The 17419-nt window shown below is 71.5% G+C and carries 4 protein-coding genes; all 4 read left to right on the top strand.

The features are described from left to right. Positions 1-2 precede the first annotated feature (2 nt). The 4 genes from ACZ4WV_RS15030 to ACZ4WV_RS15015 are packed head-to-tail and all read left to right on the top strand — an operon-like array spanning position 3 to position 17326. A complete protein-coding gene (locus tag ACZ4WV_RS15030) occupies positions 3-485 on the top strand; it encodes a YbaB/EbfC family nucleoid-associated protein (RefSeq protein ID WP_465746592.1) in 483 nt (160 codons plus the stop codon). Next, positions 478-795: a hypothetical protein gene (locus ACZ4WV_RS15025; RefSeq protein WP_465746590.1), complete on the top strand. Its 318-nt coding sequence runs from the start codon at positions 478-480 to the stop codon at positions 793-795. The genes ACZ4WV_RS15030 and ACZ4WV_RS15025 overlap by 8 nt, the downstream gene beginning before the upstream one ends. 11 nt (positions 796-806) lie before the next feature. Further along, positions 807-16892, top strand: coding sequence for a toxin glutamine deamidase domain-containing protein (locus ACZ4WV_RS15020; RefSeq protein ID WP_465746588.1), 16086 nt, complete (start codon positions 807-809; stop codon positions 16890-16892). Continuing rightward, complete coding sequence (locus ACZ4WV_RS15015; RefSeq protein ID WP_465746586.1) at positions 16889-17326, top strand: hypothetical protein; 438 nt, start codon at positions 16889-16891, stop codon at positions 17324-17326. The genes ACZ4WV_RS15020 and ACZ4WV_RS15015 overlap by 4 nt, the downstream gene beginning before the upstream one ends. Positions 17327-17419 lie beyond the last annotated feature (93 nt).

The raw sequence follows: 17419 nt of genomic DNA, 5'->3' as shown, positions 1-17419 counted from the left end.
CCATGCCAGCCGCCACCGACCACTTCGGCCCCGACGACCTGTTCGCCTCGATGAGCGAGGAGATCGGGCAGGCCATGGAGGCCATGCGGGAACACCGGGCGAAGGCCGAGGCCGCCCAGGCCGAACTCGCCAAGTCGTCCGCGACGGTGACCTCCAAGGACCGGATGGTCACCGCCAAGGTCGGCCCCCAGGGCCAGGTCCTGGCGCTGACCTTCCACACCACCGGCTACCAGGAGATGGCGCCCGCCCAACTCGGCAAGCTGCTCACCGACCTGCTCAACGAGGCCCGGGCCGCGATGGGCGAGCAGGTGATCCAGGCGATGAAGAGCTTCGAGGGCGTCGGCGACATGCTCCGGCTCTCGCTCAGCGGCGGCAGCACCCTGGACCAGCTGCTGGAGCCGCTGCGCGCGATGAAGCCCGGCTACGACGCCGACACCGAGGCGGAGCGGCGCCGGGCCGGCCGACAGGAGGAGTTCCGTGAGTAGGGCGGACGACGTCTTCGCGAAGACCCAGGACCTCAAGCGGCGGTTCGCGGAGTTCACCGACCTGACGGACCTGATCGACAAGATCACCCAGGACGTCAAGGGCATCAACGACGCCAACAAGAAGGTCGGCGGCGACGACGACATCGGCAAGCAGTACCACTCCCAGGTGGACCAGGCGACCAAGGACCTGGAGGACCTGATCAAGAAGATCAAGGAAACCGTGGCGAAGGCGGGCGAGAACGGCATCAACCTGGTGGCCGAGCTCGACTACGCGGACGACACCGCCCACGACATCATGAACAGCCTCTAGGAGAACCGCCCGTGTCGTACCCGTCCATCGATCCCGGCCAGGGAGGCGCCCAGTTCTTCACCGTGGTCTCGGGCATGCCCTGGCCCGCGATCAGGGAGGGCGACCTACGGGAGATCCGGGACGCGTACGAGAAGCTGGCAGAGGAACTCCCGAAGCTCAAGGAGCTCATCGCCACGGTGGCGGTCAAGGCCCGGCAGGAGTTCGAGGGCGAGGCCGCCAAGTCCTTCAGCATCGCGATGAACCAGTTCATCGGTGTGGGCGGCGGGTCGGACTACGTCGGCGGGTCGGCCGACGCGGCCAAGGCGCTCGCGGACTGCGCGGGAGACGTCGCCAACTCGGTCGAGTACACGAAGTGGATGGCGATCGCCCAACTCGTCCAGCTGCTGTTCGAGATCACCATGGCGACCCTGTGGGCGCCGTTCACCTTCGGGGAGAGCTTCTCCGGCCTGTCACTGGCCTACTTCTTCACGCGCCAGGCCCTGCTGACGCTGCTGAAGTTCCTGGTCAAGTCGATCCTGGTGCACTCCTTCACGGGCATCGTGAACGGCATCCTGATGGACTCGATCATCCAGGGCATCCAGTTCTCGCACGGCGACCGGCACTCGTACGACTGGGACTCCTTCAAGCAGGGCGTGCTGAACGGCTTCATCGGCGGCGCGCTGGCCGGGCCGATCAACCTGCTGGGCATGGGCATCGGCAAGCTCATCGGCAACCTGATCGGCAAGAGCGCCGGATCGGTCCTCGCCGAGGAACTGACGTCGCTCCTGAAGAACGGCGACAAGGAGGCCCTCAAGCACCTCCTGAACACCGTCACCAAGGACGTGGAGGGCTCGGCGCTCAAGAACCTGGAGAAGGCCGGCGCCAAGTCGATCGGCAAGGCCGACAGCGAGGCCCTGGACGGCGTGGGCAAGGCCGGCGCCAAGACCGGCGGCACGCTGCTCTCCGACGCGGAGTCCAAGGCCTTCGCCAAGTCCATCGGCAAGCGGATGCAGAGCGTCGAACCGTGGCTGAAGGAGGGCTTCGGCAAGGCCGGCGCCGGGTCGGTCGCCGAGCGCTTCAGCGAGAACCTCGCCGGCACCTTCGAGAAGCACCTCGGATCGGCCCTGGGCACGGACGCCGCGAAGACGCTCGGGAAGGAGTACGCCGAGGCCTTCGTCAACGGGTGGACCAAGCACGGCATCGGCAACGAGGCGCTCAGCCCCGTCCTGCGCTCCATCCTGGAGCACGGCGGCTCGGAGCTCGGGGACCACGCGATCTCCGCGCTGGCCGAGCACCTGCCCGACCTGGCCGCCCACATGGGCGAGGGAAGCAAGCTCTTCCAAGTGGGCTTCGCCATCGGCTCCCAGCTGATGGAGGGCGTGCAGGGCAACCTCTCCGAGGGCTTCTACAACCTCATCTTCGACGACAAGCACCAGTTCACGACCAGCGCGGCCACCTTCGGCTCGGGCATGGCCATGGGCCTGCTCGGAAAGGCCCTGCACCACGGGTTCGCCATGACGGGGATCGGCCACGCGTGGACCAACCTGATCCAGAGCACCCAGTTCAAGGCGATCGGCGAGGGACAGGGCCCCTACTTCCCGATCTACCACCCGATCACCCTGCTGTCCCTGGCGAGCAACTTCGCCGGCCATCCGGCACCCTTCCCGGTGCCCCGGCTCGGACCTGACCACGAGACGGTGACGGCGGGCCACGTCCTCGGCTACTCGCGAGGGTTGGGCGAGGCACCGGACGTCGAGTACGCGGCGCTGTTCGCCAAGGCCTTCGGCCAGGCGGACCTGGAGACGCTGTTCGCCGATCCCGCACCGAAGCCCGTGGTGACCACCGCCACCGGGGGCGGCCCCGCCGCGCCCTCCGGCAAGCAGGAAACCGCGGCAACCGGCACGGGCGCCGGGAAGCACGACCCCTCCGCCGGTCCCGGCACCGGAAAGGCCGACCGCCCGACCCCGGTCCGGACCGAGGGCGACGGGCCGAAGCCCGGGCCCGGGCGCACGCCCGTACGGACGGACACGAGCTGGAGCGGCGAGACCCTCGTCGAGAAGCCGGTGAGCCCCGCCCGCCCGGGCAGGACAATCAGCGGGGGCACGACCGACGGCACCGAGGAGACGAAGCACGCCGTCGCCACCGGTTCGGCTCGCCCGGACCCCAAGCCGCCGACCCCCACCCGCACCTCCGGCGACACCCCGCCGGCCCGCCACGAGGGCGGAGACGCCCCGCAGCCCGGCCCGGAACCCCGCATCCCACGGCCGGAGCGCGACCCCGCCTCCACCGACCAGCCGCAACGGCCCTCCCGCCGCCGCAGCCGCGACGTGTTCGAGAACGACCAGGACGGCGCCGGCCCGGACAGCACGAGCAGCCCGGACAGGACGAGCAGCCCGAGAAGTACGGACAGCACGAGCGGTACGGACAGCACGAACACGACGGGCAGCACGGGCATCCCGGAAACCCCGTCCACCCCGGAACCGGCCGCCAAGCGCCCCCGGCCCGACTGGGAGCCGGCCCCGGACGGCCGTCCGCCGTTCGACCCGGACGGGGGCACACCGCGCCCGCTGCGCGCGCTGGACTCCTTCCTGCGGGAGTTCTCCGACGGAGGCTACGGCACGCCCGACCCGGCCGGGTGGCACGCCCTGGAACAGGCGCTGGCCGGGCCCGACGGCCCCGAGAAGTTCGCCCACCCGAAGAAGTTCGTCGCCCTGGTCAACCCCGAGGGCGGCGAGGGCGGCCTGCTCGCGGACGTCAACTGCGTGGCGGCCACCATGGCCTTCCACGCCACCTTCCACGGGGATCCGCAGGTCGCCCTCACCCTGTCGGAGCGCCACCTCGGCGCGGTCTCCGACGTCCAGCACTGGACCGGCCACCCGGCCGAGTACGTCGGCCTGGGCGGCGCGGGCCTGGAGGAGGTGGCCCGCCGGGTCACCGAGGGCGGTCCCGGCTCGGCCGCGATGGTCTTCGCCTGGACGGAGGGCGGGACGGGCCACGCCTGGAACCTGGTGAACGTCCCCGGCGAGGGCCTGGTCTGGGTCGACGCCCAGCAGGGCCTGCACTCCCCGGGCAGCCGTCCGCTCCCGCAGGACGTCACCCGGGTCTGGGCGATCACGCTCGACCCGGAGAACCGGCCGATCCACGGCGACGGCGGATTCAACGCGGCCGCCCTGCACCCGGACGAGCAGTCGGCCCGGCCGACCCCGGTGGCAGCCTTCACCGGCCCGGACGGTCCCTCGTCCAGCACCGCCCACCCCGCCGAAACCCTCACCGAGCCCGTCACCGAGCCCGTCACCGAGCCGGCCTTCCCGCCGCCCGGGGACCGCGTCCGGGTCGACGGCGACGGCCTCTGCCTGCTCAACTCCGTTGCCGTCAGCCGCCCGGACGCCGTGCACCAGGCGCTCACCGAGCGCGGAGCGACGGGCTCCGGCTCGCGCGTGCCGCAGCCCGCCACGGCCGAGGCGATGAAGCGGGCCGTCCGCGACCACCTGACCGCTCAGGGCCCGGACAAGCTGCCACCCGAGGTCATCCACAACTACCGCAAGGCCGCCACCCGGGACCTCGCCGCACGCCTCGGCGGCCAGGACCGCACCCAACTGCTCAACGGTCTGCTGGACCTCGGAGTCGCCGGCGTCTCCACCCACGAGGTGGTCCCGACCCGGCTGCTGCGCGACCGCTACGTCACCGCGCTCGCCGACGAGTTGACGGCGGCGGGGGCCGACCCCGCGGCGGCCCGGCAGCAGGCCGAACAGAGCGCCACGTGGAAGTTCAAGAGCCCGGCCGAGCAGACGAAGGCCGAGGACTACCTGCGCGGGCTGGGCAAGGAGCCCGCGACCGACCCGCACGCACTGCGGCAGCAGTACATCGACGAGCGGGTCGCCCACGGCGAGGACCGGCCGACCGTCGAGGAGGAGGTCGGCTGGAACCTCGCGGACGGTGCCACCGGTCCGCGGGAGCAGTTCGAGCACCTGCTCGGCAAGCCCGGCCGGATCGAGCTGCACGACCTGGGCGACGCCCAGCTCGCCGACCTCCAGATCTGGCACCGCACCGCCTCGGACCTCCCGCTCTCGCCGGAGGAGTTCGCCGGTCTGAAGCACGCGGTGGAGTCCTGGGAGAGCTCCTGGTGGAAGGGGTTCGGCGACACCTTCCCGCCGCTGCTGGCCGACGCCCTCGGCCTGCGGCTGCGCATCCTCGGCCCGGACGGCCACGGCGGTTCCAGCGAGTACGCGCGCTACGGCCGCCCGGACGGCCACCAGGTGACGGTCTACTACAACGGCACCAACCATTACGACGCCAGCCGCCCGCCCGTCCCGGCACCCACGGCCGGCGCCCCCGATCCGAAGCACGCGGAGACGCACGACGGCCCGGTGCTGCCGCCCGCGCCGCACAGCGTGCCGACCGTCGGCCGCTCCGACCGGCCCGACCCGATGACGGAGGGTGCCAAGACCGACCCGAAGGCGGTACCGGAGCCCCCGAAGACGGACCCGACGTCCACGCTCACCGTGCCGAAGCCGGAGAGCCGGCCCAAGACCGGCACCGGCCCCTCCCCGGACCCGAGCTCCGAGCCCACCACGAAGCCCGTCACAGAGCCCACCACGAAGCCCGTCACGAAGTCCGAGCCCGCCACCGGCCCGAAGGCCCCCGAGGCCGCTCCCCACCGCCCGAACGTACCGAGCATCGTCATCACCGAGGCGGAGCACGACCCGCTGCTGCACCCCGCTCCGCCCTCCCCGCCCGCCTCGGTGCTCGCCATGTCCGTCTTCTCGACGGAATCCGGCGGCAGCCACGACCACCACGACGACCCCGCCTTCGCGTCCGAGAAGCCGCTCGGCCCGGACGAGCTGCGCCTGCCGCCGACCCGGGTCACCAACCACCGGCGCCTGGCCGCCTCCGACCTCGTGGTCGGCCTGCACGGCGGTGACACCGCCGTCCACCAGCAGATCGTCAAGCTGTTCGAGGCGGCGTTCCCCAAGGACCTCCCCGCCGCGACCACGCTCGCCAAGGACTTCTTCGACCCCGCGACACTGCGCCCCAAGCTGACCGCGCTCTCCCGCGGCGACGTCTGGGAGGCGCCGTTCGACACCAACGGCTGGTCGGGCAGGATCTCCGTCCGGGTGGACGTCGACGGCCTGGTGCACCAGGACACCGCCCCGAACGTCGAGTTCGAGAACGGCTCCGACCGCCACGGCTCCATCGGCCTCCAGAGCGACACCCTGAACCGCTTCAACGCCGCCCTCCAGGGCAAGTTCAAGGTCGGCCGGGCCGACATCACCGAGACCCTCGGCTACCAGCACGACTCGCTGAAGGGCGACACCTCGGTGGAGGTCGGCCGCTCCATCGCCCGCGGCAAGACCGTCGAACCCGGCGCCCTGTTCGCCGGCAAGCTGCACCTCGCCCTCGACTTCACCGAACTCACCCACCACGGCAAGCCCGTGGCCACCGAGCCCGGCGAGCGGGTGCAGCGGCTGGACATCGGCGCGACCGTCGGCATCCCGGTCCGCGAAACCCTGGACTCCCACGGCGCCCCGGTGCCGCTGCCGAAGGACAAGCTCTTCGCCCCGCCCCAGCGCGTGGTCGAGGGCAACCGCCTCGGCGGCTCCGACATCGTGGTCGATGTCTCCACCCACCGGCACGGCCGTCCGGACTCCGACCACCCGATCCAGGAGATCCTCGACGGCGTCGAGAAGACCGCCGAGGAGGTACTCGGCGGGCTGTGGCCGCAGCTGCGCGAGAAGATGTCCGCCGAGCTCGACCTCGCCCGGCTCCAGCAGGACCTCAAGAGCATGATGTCCGGCGAGCCGACCCGGATCGAGGTGGTCGACGAAACCGGCATGGTGACCGGGTCGGTGGAGATCACCGCCTCCGTCAAGGCGATGTGGCAGAGCGGGGTGACCCCGCAGACCGAGTTCAACGTCGGCACCGGTGTCCAGCGCGTCCGCTCCGTGCTGGAGAGCAGCGGCGACGGACTCCAACTGCCGCTTCCCGGCCTCTTCTCCGGCACCGGGACCGACAAGGCGCTCGGCTCCGGCGGCAGCGGCCTCCAGCTCATCAAGGACACGGTGCGGATCTCCGGTAGCAGCCAGGAGACCCTGCTCACCACGAAGACCAAGGGCCCCGGCGTGGTCTACGACGGCCGCAGCGAGCTCACCCTGACCTTCGAGCGGAAGACGCCGGTCGGAACGACCGTCGACACCGCGAAGACCACCGTGGACTTCAAGACCCTGATCGAGCAGAGCGAGGCCCGGGGCGTCAAGGACACCGGCGCCGGAGACCCCACCCTCTTCGTCGCGACGGGATCGCCGCAGCCCCACCAGCCCAGGACCTTCGAGCCCGGGAGTACCGTCCCCAGCCCGCCCGACACCGTCTGGCGGCGCCCCGACGGCACCGGGGGCGGCTTCGGGGACACCAGCACGGTCCGCGACCTGCCCACCGTCAAACCCCTGCACGACGAGCTCGACCGGATCGGCAGGGAGGCCCTCGGCGGAGCCTGGAAGGACGTCAAGGAGGAGATCCAGCAGCTCTTCAGCCACCCGATGGTCGCCTCCCACCTGACCTCGATGACCCGGCAGACCCCGCTGGAGGCGCCCGAGCGGACGGCCGCCAAGCTGCTCAAGCACGGCGTCAAGGTCTCCGCCACCGCCCACATCACCGAGCTGGAGTACAAGCGGCCCAACGCCAAGGCCGAGCTCAACCCGGTCGACGAGACGAGCTCCTTCAAGTCCGGCCGCCGCCTGCTGTCGGACACCAAGTCCGGCCAGGGCGCCGCCGGCGGCACCGTCCCGCTGCCCGGGAAGAACACGATGGAGGCCAGTGGCGGCTACGCCCGCCAGGTCCGCGACCGCGACGGCTGGCGGGACGGCAGCTCCCAGAAGGTCTACGCCAACGGCAAGTACGCCCGCCCGCAGGAGATCTACGACGCCGAGATCGGCGTCGAGATCAAACTGACGGTCGACGGCAAGGAGCACACCGTCACCGTCCCGATCCGGGCCGAGGTCAGCCTCGACGCCAAGGAGACCGGCCGCCACACCGTCGGCGCGGACGGGCGCGCCCTGTTCACAGGCCCGGGCAGCGGCACCCCGGTCACCCACGACGGGCCCTCCGAGCCCCACGACCCGCCCCGCCGGATCACCGAGCGCGGCGCGCTGAGCGCCTCCGACGTCGTGCACAGCTTCGGCAACGGCGACACCGCCGTCCTCGACGGTGTCCAGAAGACCCTGCAGCGGCAGTTCGGCTCCGTCCCCGACGACGTCCTGGTGAAGGTCAAGAGCCGGTTCGACCCCTTCGCCCTCAAGCCGCAGCTGTCCAAGCTCTCCCGCGGTGGCAAGCTCACCGAGCGCGTCTCCATCCACGGCTGGGACACCACCATCACCGTCAAGGCCGGCCTCCACAAGGACTTCAAGCACGCGGACACCGTCGAGAAGTTCGAGTTCGAGCTGGGCACCCAGACCCGGGTGTCGACCGGCTTCAGCAAGGACCGGCGCGTCCGCGACGTGTTCTCCGCCCCGTTCCGCTTCAAGCTGCCGCACGTCGACCTCGGCCTCAACTTCTCCCGCCGCAACGACTTCGTGCACGGCTCCACCGTCGACACCACCGGCGCCACCGTCTCCAAGGGCAAGACGGTCGAACCGGCGGGCCTGTTCAGCGGAACCGCCGAGTTCACCGTGCACATCGAGGCGAGGAAGCTCGGCGAGAAGGTCACCGCTCCCGACCTCACCGTGCCGGTCCACACCACCGTCGCCGTCCCGCTGCGCGACGCTCCGCTGCATGGCACCACCACGACCGCGCCGCTGAAGAAGCCGCTCGATCCGCCCGCGCGCATCGAGAGGACCCACCGGCTCGGCTCCTCCGACGTCGTCACCGACATCTACCCGCTGCGCTCCCGCGGCGGAGCCGGCGGCCCGCACCCGGCGGGCGAGGAGGGCCACCGCTCGGTCGGCGAGAGCGCCGTCGACGGAATCCAGCAGCGCGGCGCCAAGGTGCTCGGCTCGGACTGGGCCGGCATGAAGGAGAAGATCCTCGCCGAACTCGACGTCACCAAGCTGCAGCCGCAGCTGAAGTCGATGATGTCCGGCCACGAGATCGTCGTGAAGCACGGCCGCAGCACCGTCCGGATCACGGCGGGCGTCTCCCGCCTGGAGCACACCGGCGAGACCGCGCAGACCGAGTTCAACACCGGCACCCAGGTGCAGAGGTCCTTCGCCAGCTCCGACGGCGTCACCAGCTACGGCGCCGGGCACGGCAACACCGTGACCGTCTCCCTCCAGGGCACCAGCAACCCGCTGCCGGTCGGCCCGGCCGTCACCGCCGGCGGCTCCCTCACCCACTCCTGGGGGCACGACCAGCTCGACATCCAGGCGCAGCGCACCACCGCGGGCGCCGCGACCAAGACCAAGCTCGCCGGCAGCGTCTACAACGGCGAGGCCACCCTGTACTTCCGGATGGAACGCCGACCGCTGATCCAGCTCGGCGGCCCGGACCGGCTGGTCCGGCCGGGCGGCGGGAACACCCCCGGCACGGCCTTCGAGCACGTCAAGACGGCCACCGAGCAGGCCTGGCGGGGAATGCGGAAGCTCGGCAGGGTCGTGCACAGCATCGACACTGCGAAGATCGGGTTCGAGGCGGCGGTCGAGTTTCGGGACGGGCGCCCGTCGAAGGGCCCGACGCCGACGCCGTTCGAGGCACCGAAGGACCGCACCGGGGCCGCCCGCCCGTCGGCGCCCGCCGAACCGCCGGTCGAGACCGTGGTCAAGGCGCCGCCCGCCCGGGTCTGGACCGAGGGCCTGCGGGACATCGACGTCATGCGCTGGCTCGGCGACTCCGGCGGTGTGCAGGACCTCCTGCGGGTGAAGGGCCGCACGTTCTTCGGCGGCCGCACCTGGGACCGGATGGAGAGCCTCGCCCGCAACACCGGCGACCACGCCCAGCTCGCCAGCCACTTCGGCGCGGCCACCCGCGGCGAGCCGCTGAGCACGCCCTCCCCGGGGCGGCGGCTGTTCGTGTCGGACGGCGGCGTGCAGGTGAACCTGAAGGTCCTCCAACTGGAGTACGACCGCACCGACCGCGACGTCGAACTCAGCCCGTCCAACGCGACCTCGACCAGCGCCACCAGGACCAGGCTCGACTGGTCGCTCTGGGGCGGCCAGGTGCAGGGCGGCGTCAAGGCGGACCTCGGCGGGGCCGAAGGCACCTTCCAGGCCACCCTCGGCGGCTCGCACCGCACCCGCGAGGGCCTGGCCGTCGGCAACTCGGGCCAGGTCGTGTCACACGCGAAGTTCAAGACGCCGATGGCGCGGTACGACGGCTTCGCCGAGGTCGAAGTCGTCTTCTTCAAGGGGAAGGAGAAGCTGGTCGAGAAGGGCGTCATCCCGATCACGGTCGACATCCCGGAACGGGAGACCGTCGACGCGAAGGTGATGAGCGACCACTACCTGACGTTCAGCGAGACCAACCCGGACGGTCTCGCGACGCCGAAGTACCCGCAGCCGCAGCCGCAGCCGCAGCCGCAGCCGGATCCGACGCCGGAGGCGAAGCCGGACGCGACGCCGAAGCCGGACGCGACGCCGAAGCCGGCCGCTGAGGTCCCGAAGCCGGACCCGTCCCCGAAGCCGAGCGACGAGTCCCACGACCCGGTGCCGTCCCCGGACGACCACCCGAAGCCCACGGCCGACGAGCGGACGGAGGCCGCGCCGTCGCACGCCCTGGGCGGGAGCCCCGAGTCCGAGCCGGGGCCGGACACCGAACCGGCACCGCCCGCGCACAGCGCGCCGAAGCTCTCGGACCTCATCCCCGAGTCCTCCTGGTGGCGGCTGTTCATCGACGCCAACGTCCACCAGGACGCTCTGACCAACTCGCCGTCCGACGCCGCGAACCACCTGGACCGGACGAAGTACCCCGGTTTCCGGGAGAGCATGACCGAGCTGTTCCGCGAGGTGCTGGACGGCGCGCCCGGGGGCCACGACTGGTCGCGGATCGACGTCCGCGCGTACGAGCGACTGCACGACCTCGCCACCCGGCACCTGGTCGAGGGGGCGGGCTCCAACGTCGCCACGGTCTGGTCGGGCACCAGCGGCGAGGGCCTGCGCACCACGATGCGCGGCACCGGCCGGACCACCATGGCGTCCGACCTCGCCGAGGACGTCATCAACGGCCGCCCGCTGCTCGCGGACTTCACGGCCAAGTCCGCGACCCCGAGGAACACCCAGCCCCCGCTGGTGGCGTTCTCGCGGGGCGGGCCCAACGGCGAGGGCATGATCTCGATCAACTACGCCCACGGTGAGGCGCCCGGGCACGTCCAGGCGGTGCTGGACCGCTACTACGGCGAGGCCGCGGCGGCCGCCGACGACCGTTCGAAGCTGGTCGCGATCGCCAAGGTGACCAGGGCCCTGCAGATGATGCAGCCGTTCACCGACGCCAACAGCCGGGTCAATGTCAGCGTGCTGATGCAGAAGTTCCTGCTGGAGCAGGGTTTCAAGCCGGCGGTCCTGACCAATTCCTTCGAGCTCTTCCTCGGTGGTTACACCACGCACGAGATCGCCGACCACCTGGTCGAGGGCATGGAGCGGTTCGACCGGTACGCCACCGGCTCGCTCGGCGACCAGTTCAACACGGCCGCCGGCCCCGCCGACCACACCCTGATCAGCCGGATCGGCGACGCGGTCGGCCTGCACGCCGGCACCGGCCCGGGCGACGCGGCGGTGCACCACCACCAGGTGCTCGACCTGGTCCGGCTGGGGCGTTCGCTGTACGGCGACGGCGTTCCGGCCCTGGACGAGGCCGGTGTGCAGCAGCTTCAGGCGGTCCGGCACCTGTCCGACCTCGCGCACGCGATGTTCCCCGGCCACCTGACGATGACCGCCGTGGCGAGCTACGCCAACCACCTGCACGGGGCGGGAACGGACGGTGTGACCATGGAGCACCTGCGCGCGACCGTTGACGCGGTCGGCCAGGTGAGCGTAGACGGTCTGCCGCTCACCGAGGAGAACATCCGGGCCCGGCTGCGCCCCGTCGAGGCGAAGGTGCTCGACGAGGCCGACCTGCGGAACATGATGGGGAAGTCCGCGGCGGAGCCGCCGCCCGCTCCGGTCCCCACCGAGTCCGGTGCCGGGAAGGTGGCGTGGGAGTCGGTGCGGTACGAGGCCCCGAACGACGAGCTGACCGCGACCCCGTTCGACGTGCGCGAGTTGTCCGGTGGTGTGCCGCTGGATCCGGCGGGGCTGGAGGAAGCCCTGATGCCGAAGCTGATGTCGCAGGACATGGGCTCGTTCCGGATCGTGCTGCGGGTGGAGGGCGGTCTGCTGGGCGACGACCCGATGGCCGCGGCCCGGCGGGTGACGGACACCTTCATGGCGCCGGTCGACCTGCTGCTCGGCGACCACGAGGGCGGGGTGCGGCTGGTCCGCTTCGACAACTCGGGCCGGCCCATCGAGCAGACGACCCTGGCGACGGACCACCTCTCGACCCACCCCTCGACCGCCGAACACCCGGGCACGGACACGCCGTCGCACCCGCAGCCGGAGCAGCCGGTCACGGAGCCGTCGGTCACGGAGCCGCCGTCGACCCCGCAGGCCGACCACCCGCTGCCCGACCACCCGCTGCCCGAGCACGCGCCTTCCGAGTACGTGCCGTCCGAGAACCCGCTGCCCGAGCACGCGCCTTCCGAGTACGTGCCGTCCGAGAACCCGCTGCCCGAGCACCCGTTCACCACCGAGCCCGGTCCGCCGCCCGGTCGGGTCCACGAGATGGTGGACGCCCTGGTCCACGCCCAAGCGGGCTCCGACGTCCGCTGGCTGGCCGATCCGGACAGCCCGGCCGCCCAGTTGCACGAGACCGGCGCGGCCGTCGGCCGCTTCCCCAAGGACCCGCGGTTCTTCTCCGTCGCGTTCCACACGGAGCACGCCGACGGTGCCCCGACCTGGCACGGCGAGCGGGTCGGCCCGGAGGAGTTGGCGGACGTCCTGGTGGAGCTGCGGGCGCGGGGGATCTGGGAGGCGGGCAAGCCGCTGCAGTTCCCGGCCTGTGACTTCGGCACGGGCGGGGCCTCCTCGTACGCGGGGGAGGTGCTGCGCGCGCTGCGGGGCAAGGTGGACGGGCCGCTGGAGGCGTACGTCCCCGAGGGCAGGCTCTGGTTCGTGCCGAAGCCCACCGGTGCCTTCACCGTCGAGTCGAACGGCCCGGGGCACCTCGTCGTGGCGAAGGCCGTCGGCTTCGACGCCAACGGCCTGCCGGTCGTGGTGCCGGGTGGCAGGTGGCTGAAGGTCTCCCTGCCGGAGGCCGCCGGCGAGCACCCGCAGCACGCCACCGACCGGCCGGAGGGACAGCCGGGACAGCCGGGACAGCATGAGCAGAAGCAGCCGGAGCAGCAGGAACAGCCGCAGGGTCCGCAGCACCCGGCCGAGCCGCGAGTCGAGGAGCTCGGGCCGCACCTGCCGGCGGACCTGTCCGCTCCGGCGCCCCACACCGGGCTGCCGGAGGGCCTCCACTGGTCCGACTCGCCGACGGTCCCGCACGAGATGCCGGGCGCGACCCCGTTCGGGAAGCGCGCGGTCTACGACGCGCCGGAGTACGCCACGGCGACCCGGGACTTCGAGGCGAAGCTCGGGGCGTACTGCCACAACCTGCCGGAGGCGGAGGACGCCGCCCGCAGGGCGGTGGCGAAGCTGCTGTACGTGATCCAGCAGGCCAACCCCGAGGTGTCGGCCCTGGACCGCGTCAAGACCATCCTCAAGGACGATCCGACGTCCGCCGGGCAGGTCGGCACCCAGCTCACCCCGCAGCAGATCGGCGACCTCATCAAGCGGGGCAACACCCGTGAGCTGATGACCGCGTTCTTCAACGGCGCCTACTTCAACGACGGCGAGTTCAACCTCAAGAAGCTGTTCAACACCATCATCGAGAAGCAGGACTGGGCCCGCGCGGAGCAACTGGGCCTGAACGTGGCAGCGCTCAAGGAGCACCACGCCTTCCTGGAGGGCACGGTCCGCAAGGGGCTCCACGAGGTCCTGAGCACCGTCAGTCCCAAGCACGCGACCATGTTCGAGCGGGACGTGTTCGCGACGGGCAACGTGCTGGCCCAGTCGGAGACCTGGCTCTCCGACGGCAAGAGCTACCTGGCCAGCCTGCAGGCCCGCCGCCCGCGGCCGGCGAACGAAGTGCCGGGGCCCTCGGCCGTGCAGCTGGACGTCGCCGGCGTCAAGCTCAGCGAGCGCGAGGTGGCCTTCCTCAAGGTCAACCCGCTGGCCTGGGACGTCTTCGGAGTGCGCCTCGAGGAGGTGCCGTGGGAGGACGTCCCGCGGAAGGCGGACGGTTCGCACGACCTCGACGCGCTCAGGGCGCTGCCCGGCGTCCACGACGTGTTCGTCGACCGGGGGCCAGGCGGCCAGGTCGTCTACAAGCTGGTCGAGCACCGCGTCAACCCCGAGGCCGCGCCCGGTGAGATCGGGCCCGACGCGCCGCTCAGCTGGCGCACCGGGGAGTCGGTCCACAAGCTCAGCCCGGACTCCTCCTGGTACAAGGAGGCCAACGGCGGGATGGGCATGCGGCTGGTCGCGGGTGTCTCGGCCACCGCGGCCAAGATGATGACGGCGTTCAAGCTGCTCAACGTCGCGGGGGTCGATCCCGACCACATGGTCAAGGCGCTCTTCGGCTGGATGCTGCCCACCAACGACCACTCGGTCTACGAGATCCTCAAGGGCGTCGAGCTGACGGGCGTGACGAAGCCGCTCGGCGAGGACACCCTGAAGTCCGCCGAGGACATGTACCGCAACCTGCCCGGCATCTCGCTCGACGAGGTGCGCCGGAACGCGGGCGGGGACCGGATGCTGCCGCACGAGCAGGTCTACGTGTCGAAGGTCAAGGAGAAGGACGGGGGCTTCGGGGAGCCGGCCGGTCCCCACCGGGACATGATCGAGCAGCGGATGTCGGTCTTCAAGGAGATGGCCGAGGGCACGCTCGACGACGACGACATCAACGCGCCCGAGGAGGTGGTCGAGGGCGTCCGGAACTGGTTGAACACCAATCACATGACCCCCCAGGAGGTCCTGAGCAAGCTCACTCCGGCCCACTTCTACGCCCTGGCGGTCTACACCGGACCGGCCTTCCCGCTGATCAACGTGATGATGAGGTTCGGCGACTCGGTCGACCACGCCATGCTCGTCCAGATCAAGCACCTGCTCTGGGGCTCGGGTACGACGCCCACGTCGCTGTCCTTCCACCCCGCCATCAAGGACCTGCTCCGGCAGCACCACGGCATCAAGGCCGAGGAGATGGCGCACCGGGCGAAGATCATGGAGATCGTGAAGAAGGACGTCCTGCCGGGGCTCAAGGCGGAGATGCGCGAGCACATCCGGATGCTGGAATCGGCGCTGGAACAGCTGCCGGCGGCCGAGGGCAAGGTCTACCGCGGCGGCGCCGCGATCTCGATCAAGGGCTTCACCGGGCTGTCCCCGGCCTACGGCGGCTCGCACGTCAAGCACAGCGACTTCGCCAGCACCAGCCGCCGGGAGTCCGTCGCCGTCACGTTCCGGGACGGCCGCAGGAAGGTCTTCGGCACCGAGCCGCTGCTGGTCACCATGGAGTTGACCGGTGGCGGGGCGGCCAAGGACATCTCGGCCTTCTCGGTCGAGATGCAGGAGCACGAGGTGCTGGGCAAGCCGGGGAGCACCTACACCGTTCTCGAGCGGCGGAAGGCCGGCGGCAAGCTCTTCATCAACGTGAAGGAGGCCAACTCGCGCTCGTCCTTCCCGACGCTGGGCACGCCGGGAACGCCGGCTTCGGCGACCGTCCGCCGGGCCAAGGAGGAACTGCAGGCCCACCTGGCCGGGTTGTCCGGCTTCCGGGGTGTCAAGGAGCACGCGGACCTGTGGGCCCTGGGCAAGGAGATCGGCGTCACCAACGCGGACGGTCTCGGCGGCTGGTCCGCCACGCACGCCTTCCCCAACGCCAAGACCAAGGAGGCCATGGGGCTGAAGACCTGGTACGTCGGCAACCTCGCGGCGGAGCTCCACGGCGGTCCCGGCCACGTCGACGTCGACCGGCTGCGGAGCGTGCGGCGGATGACGGACGTGGTGCGGGAGGGCCTCAAGCTGTCCCACGAGGTCCCCGTGACCAAGGCGGAGCTGGACACCTACCTGAGGCGTCTGAACAAGGCCGAGGACGCCACGCTGCCGGTCGTCCCGCTGGACCGCCACCGGCTGCTGAAACTCGTCAACTCGCTCAAGACGCCGGGCTCGCACGTCTCCGCGGCCGAGATCGAGAAGAACTGGACGACGCTCCAGGCGCCCGGCACCCCCCGCACCCCGCGCACCCCCGGGACGCCGGGCGGCGGCCACCTGACGCCGGCCAGCCCGAACACGCCGAACACCCCGCTGACGCCGACCGGCCACCAGGCCGTCCAGCCCGGCGGCCACAACCCGCCCGGGGACCACCGGCGCCAGCCCGTGACGGTCATCGGCGCGGCGCCGAACCTGGAGGCGCACATCCAGAAGCAGGCGGCGATGGAGCGGTTCCCGCTCGACGACCGCTTCTTCACCGTGGCGATGCACACCGACTCCGGATACCCCGTCCACGTGGACCGGCTCATCGCGCCCGACCAGGTGGCGATGGGGCTGCACCAGGCGTGGACGGCCGGGACCTGGGACGGCGAGAAGCCGCTCCAGTTCGTGGCCTGCGGCCTGGGATCCGGGATCGAGTCGAGCTACGTGGCGCAGGTGATGACCAGGCTGTGGGCGCTCGACCCCGCGATCACCGGCTCGGCCTACGCCGGTGACGGGCCGGTCTGGTTCGTGCCGAAGGTCGACGAGAACGGCGTGCCGGACTTCGGCCGGCGCGGGGACCTGGTGGTGGCGCACCGGGTGGGCATGACCAAGACCGGCCGACCCGGCATCTCCGCAGGCGGGAACTGGTACCGCTTCGACCGTCCGGCCGACGGTACGCTCGTCCCGGTCGTCGAGAAGCTCGGCGCCCACCTCCCGCCCGACGGGGACTCGGCGCCCCGGCCCGAGAACTTCCTCGGAGTCGACCGCGACGACCAGTTCGGCGTTCCGATCACGGGCGCCATCCCGTTCGACACCGACCAGCCGGACATGCTGGCCGACCAGATTTTCCAGGAGCTGATGAAGTGACCGCGGAGTTCACCCTTGCCGCCGTCTTCGACCTGGTCGACCCGCTGACCGGGCCGGACTTCCACGAGGACCACCCCGTGATCGAGGACGGCGACGAACGGGAGGCGCTGGTCGGGTACCTGGGCTCGGCGACCACCGTGCTGATGACCCCCAGCCTGATGGCGGACGTCCTCGACCCGGAGCGCCCGGGCGGTGTGCCGATGGACTACCGCTGCGACGGTCGGTGGATCTGGACGGACACCGTGACGTACTACCTCGACCGGTACGGGCTGGCCCCGGAGCCGGGCCTGCTCGCGCACCTGCGCGAGCGGACGGCGGCGGGCGCTTCGCCCGAGGAGCTCGCCCCGGACGTGCAGGAGCGGGCCGTGGCCTTCCTGCTGGCCCCGCCGGCGGCGGGTCAGGAGACCGTCTGGGAGGTCGCGGAAGGCCTCTGAGCGCACCGCGACCACGACGGCGCGCGGCTGCGACGGCGAAGGATCCCCACGCAAGCTGGGGTTCCCCCCCCCCGCGGGCCATCCGGCCATTGG

The organism is Kitasatospora sp. NPDC029312, from assembly GCF_055569215.1.
This window is presented reverse-complemented; position numbering and strand designations above follow the sequence as displayed.

Coding starts and splice junctions, on each gene's coding strand:
- ACZ4WV_RS15030 (WP_465746592.1), top strand. CDS start 3: ATGCCAGCCGCCACCGACCACTTCGGCCCCGACGACCTGTTCGCCTCG.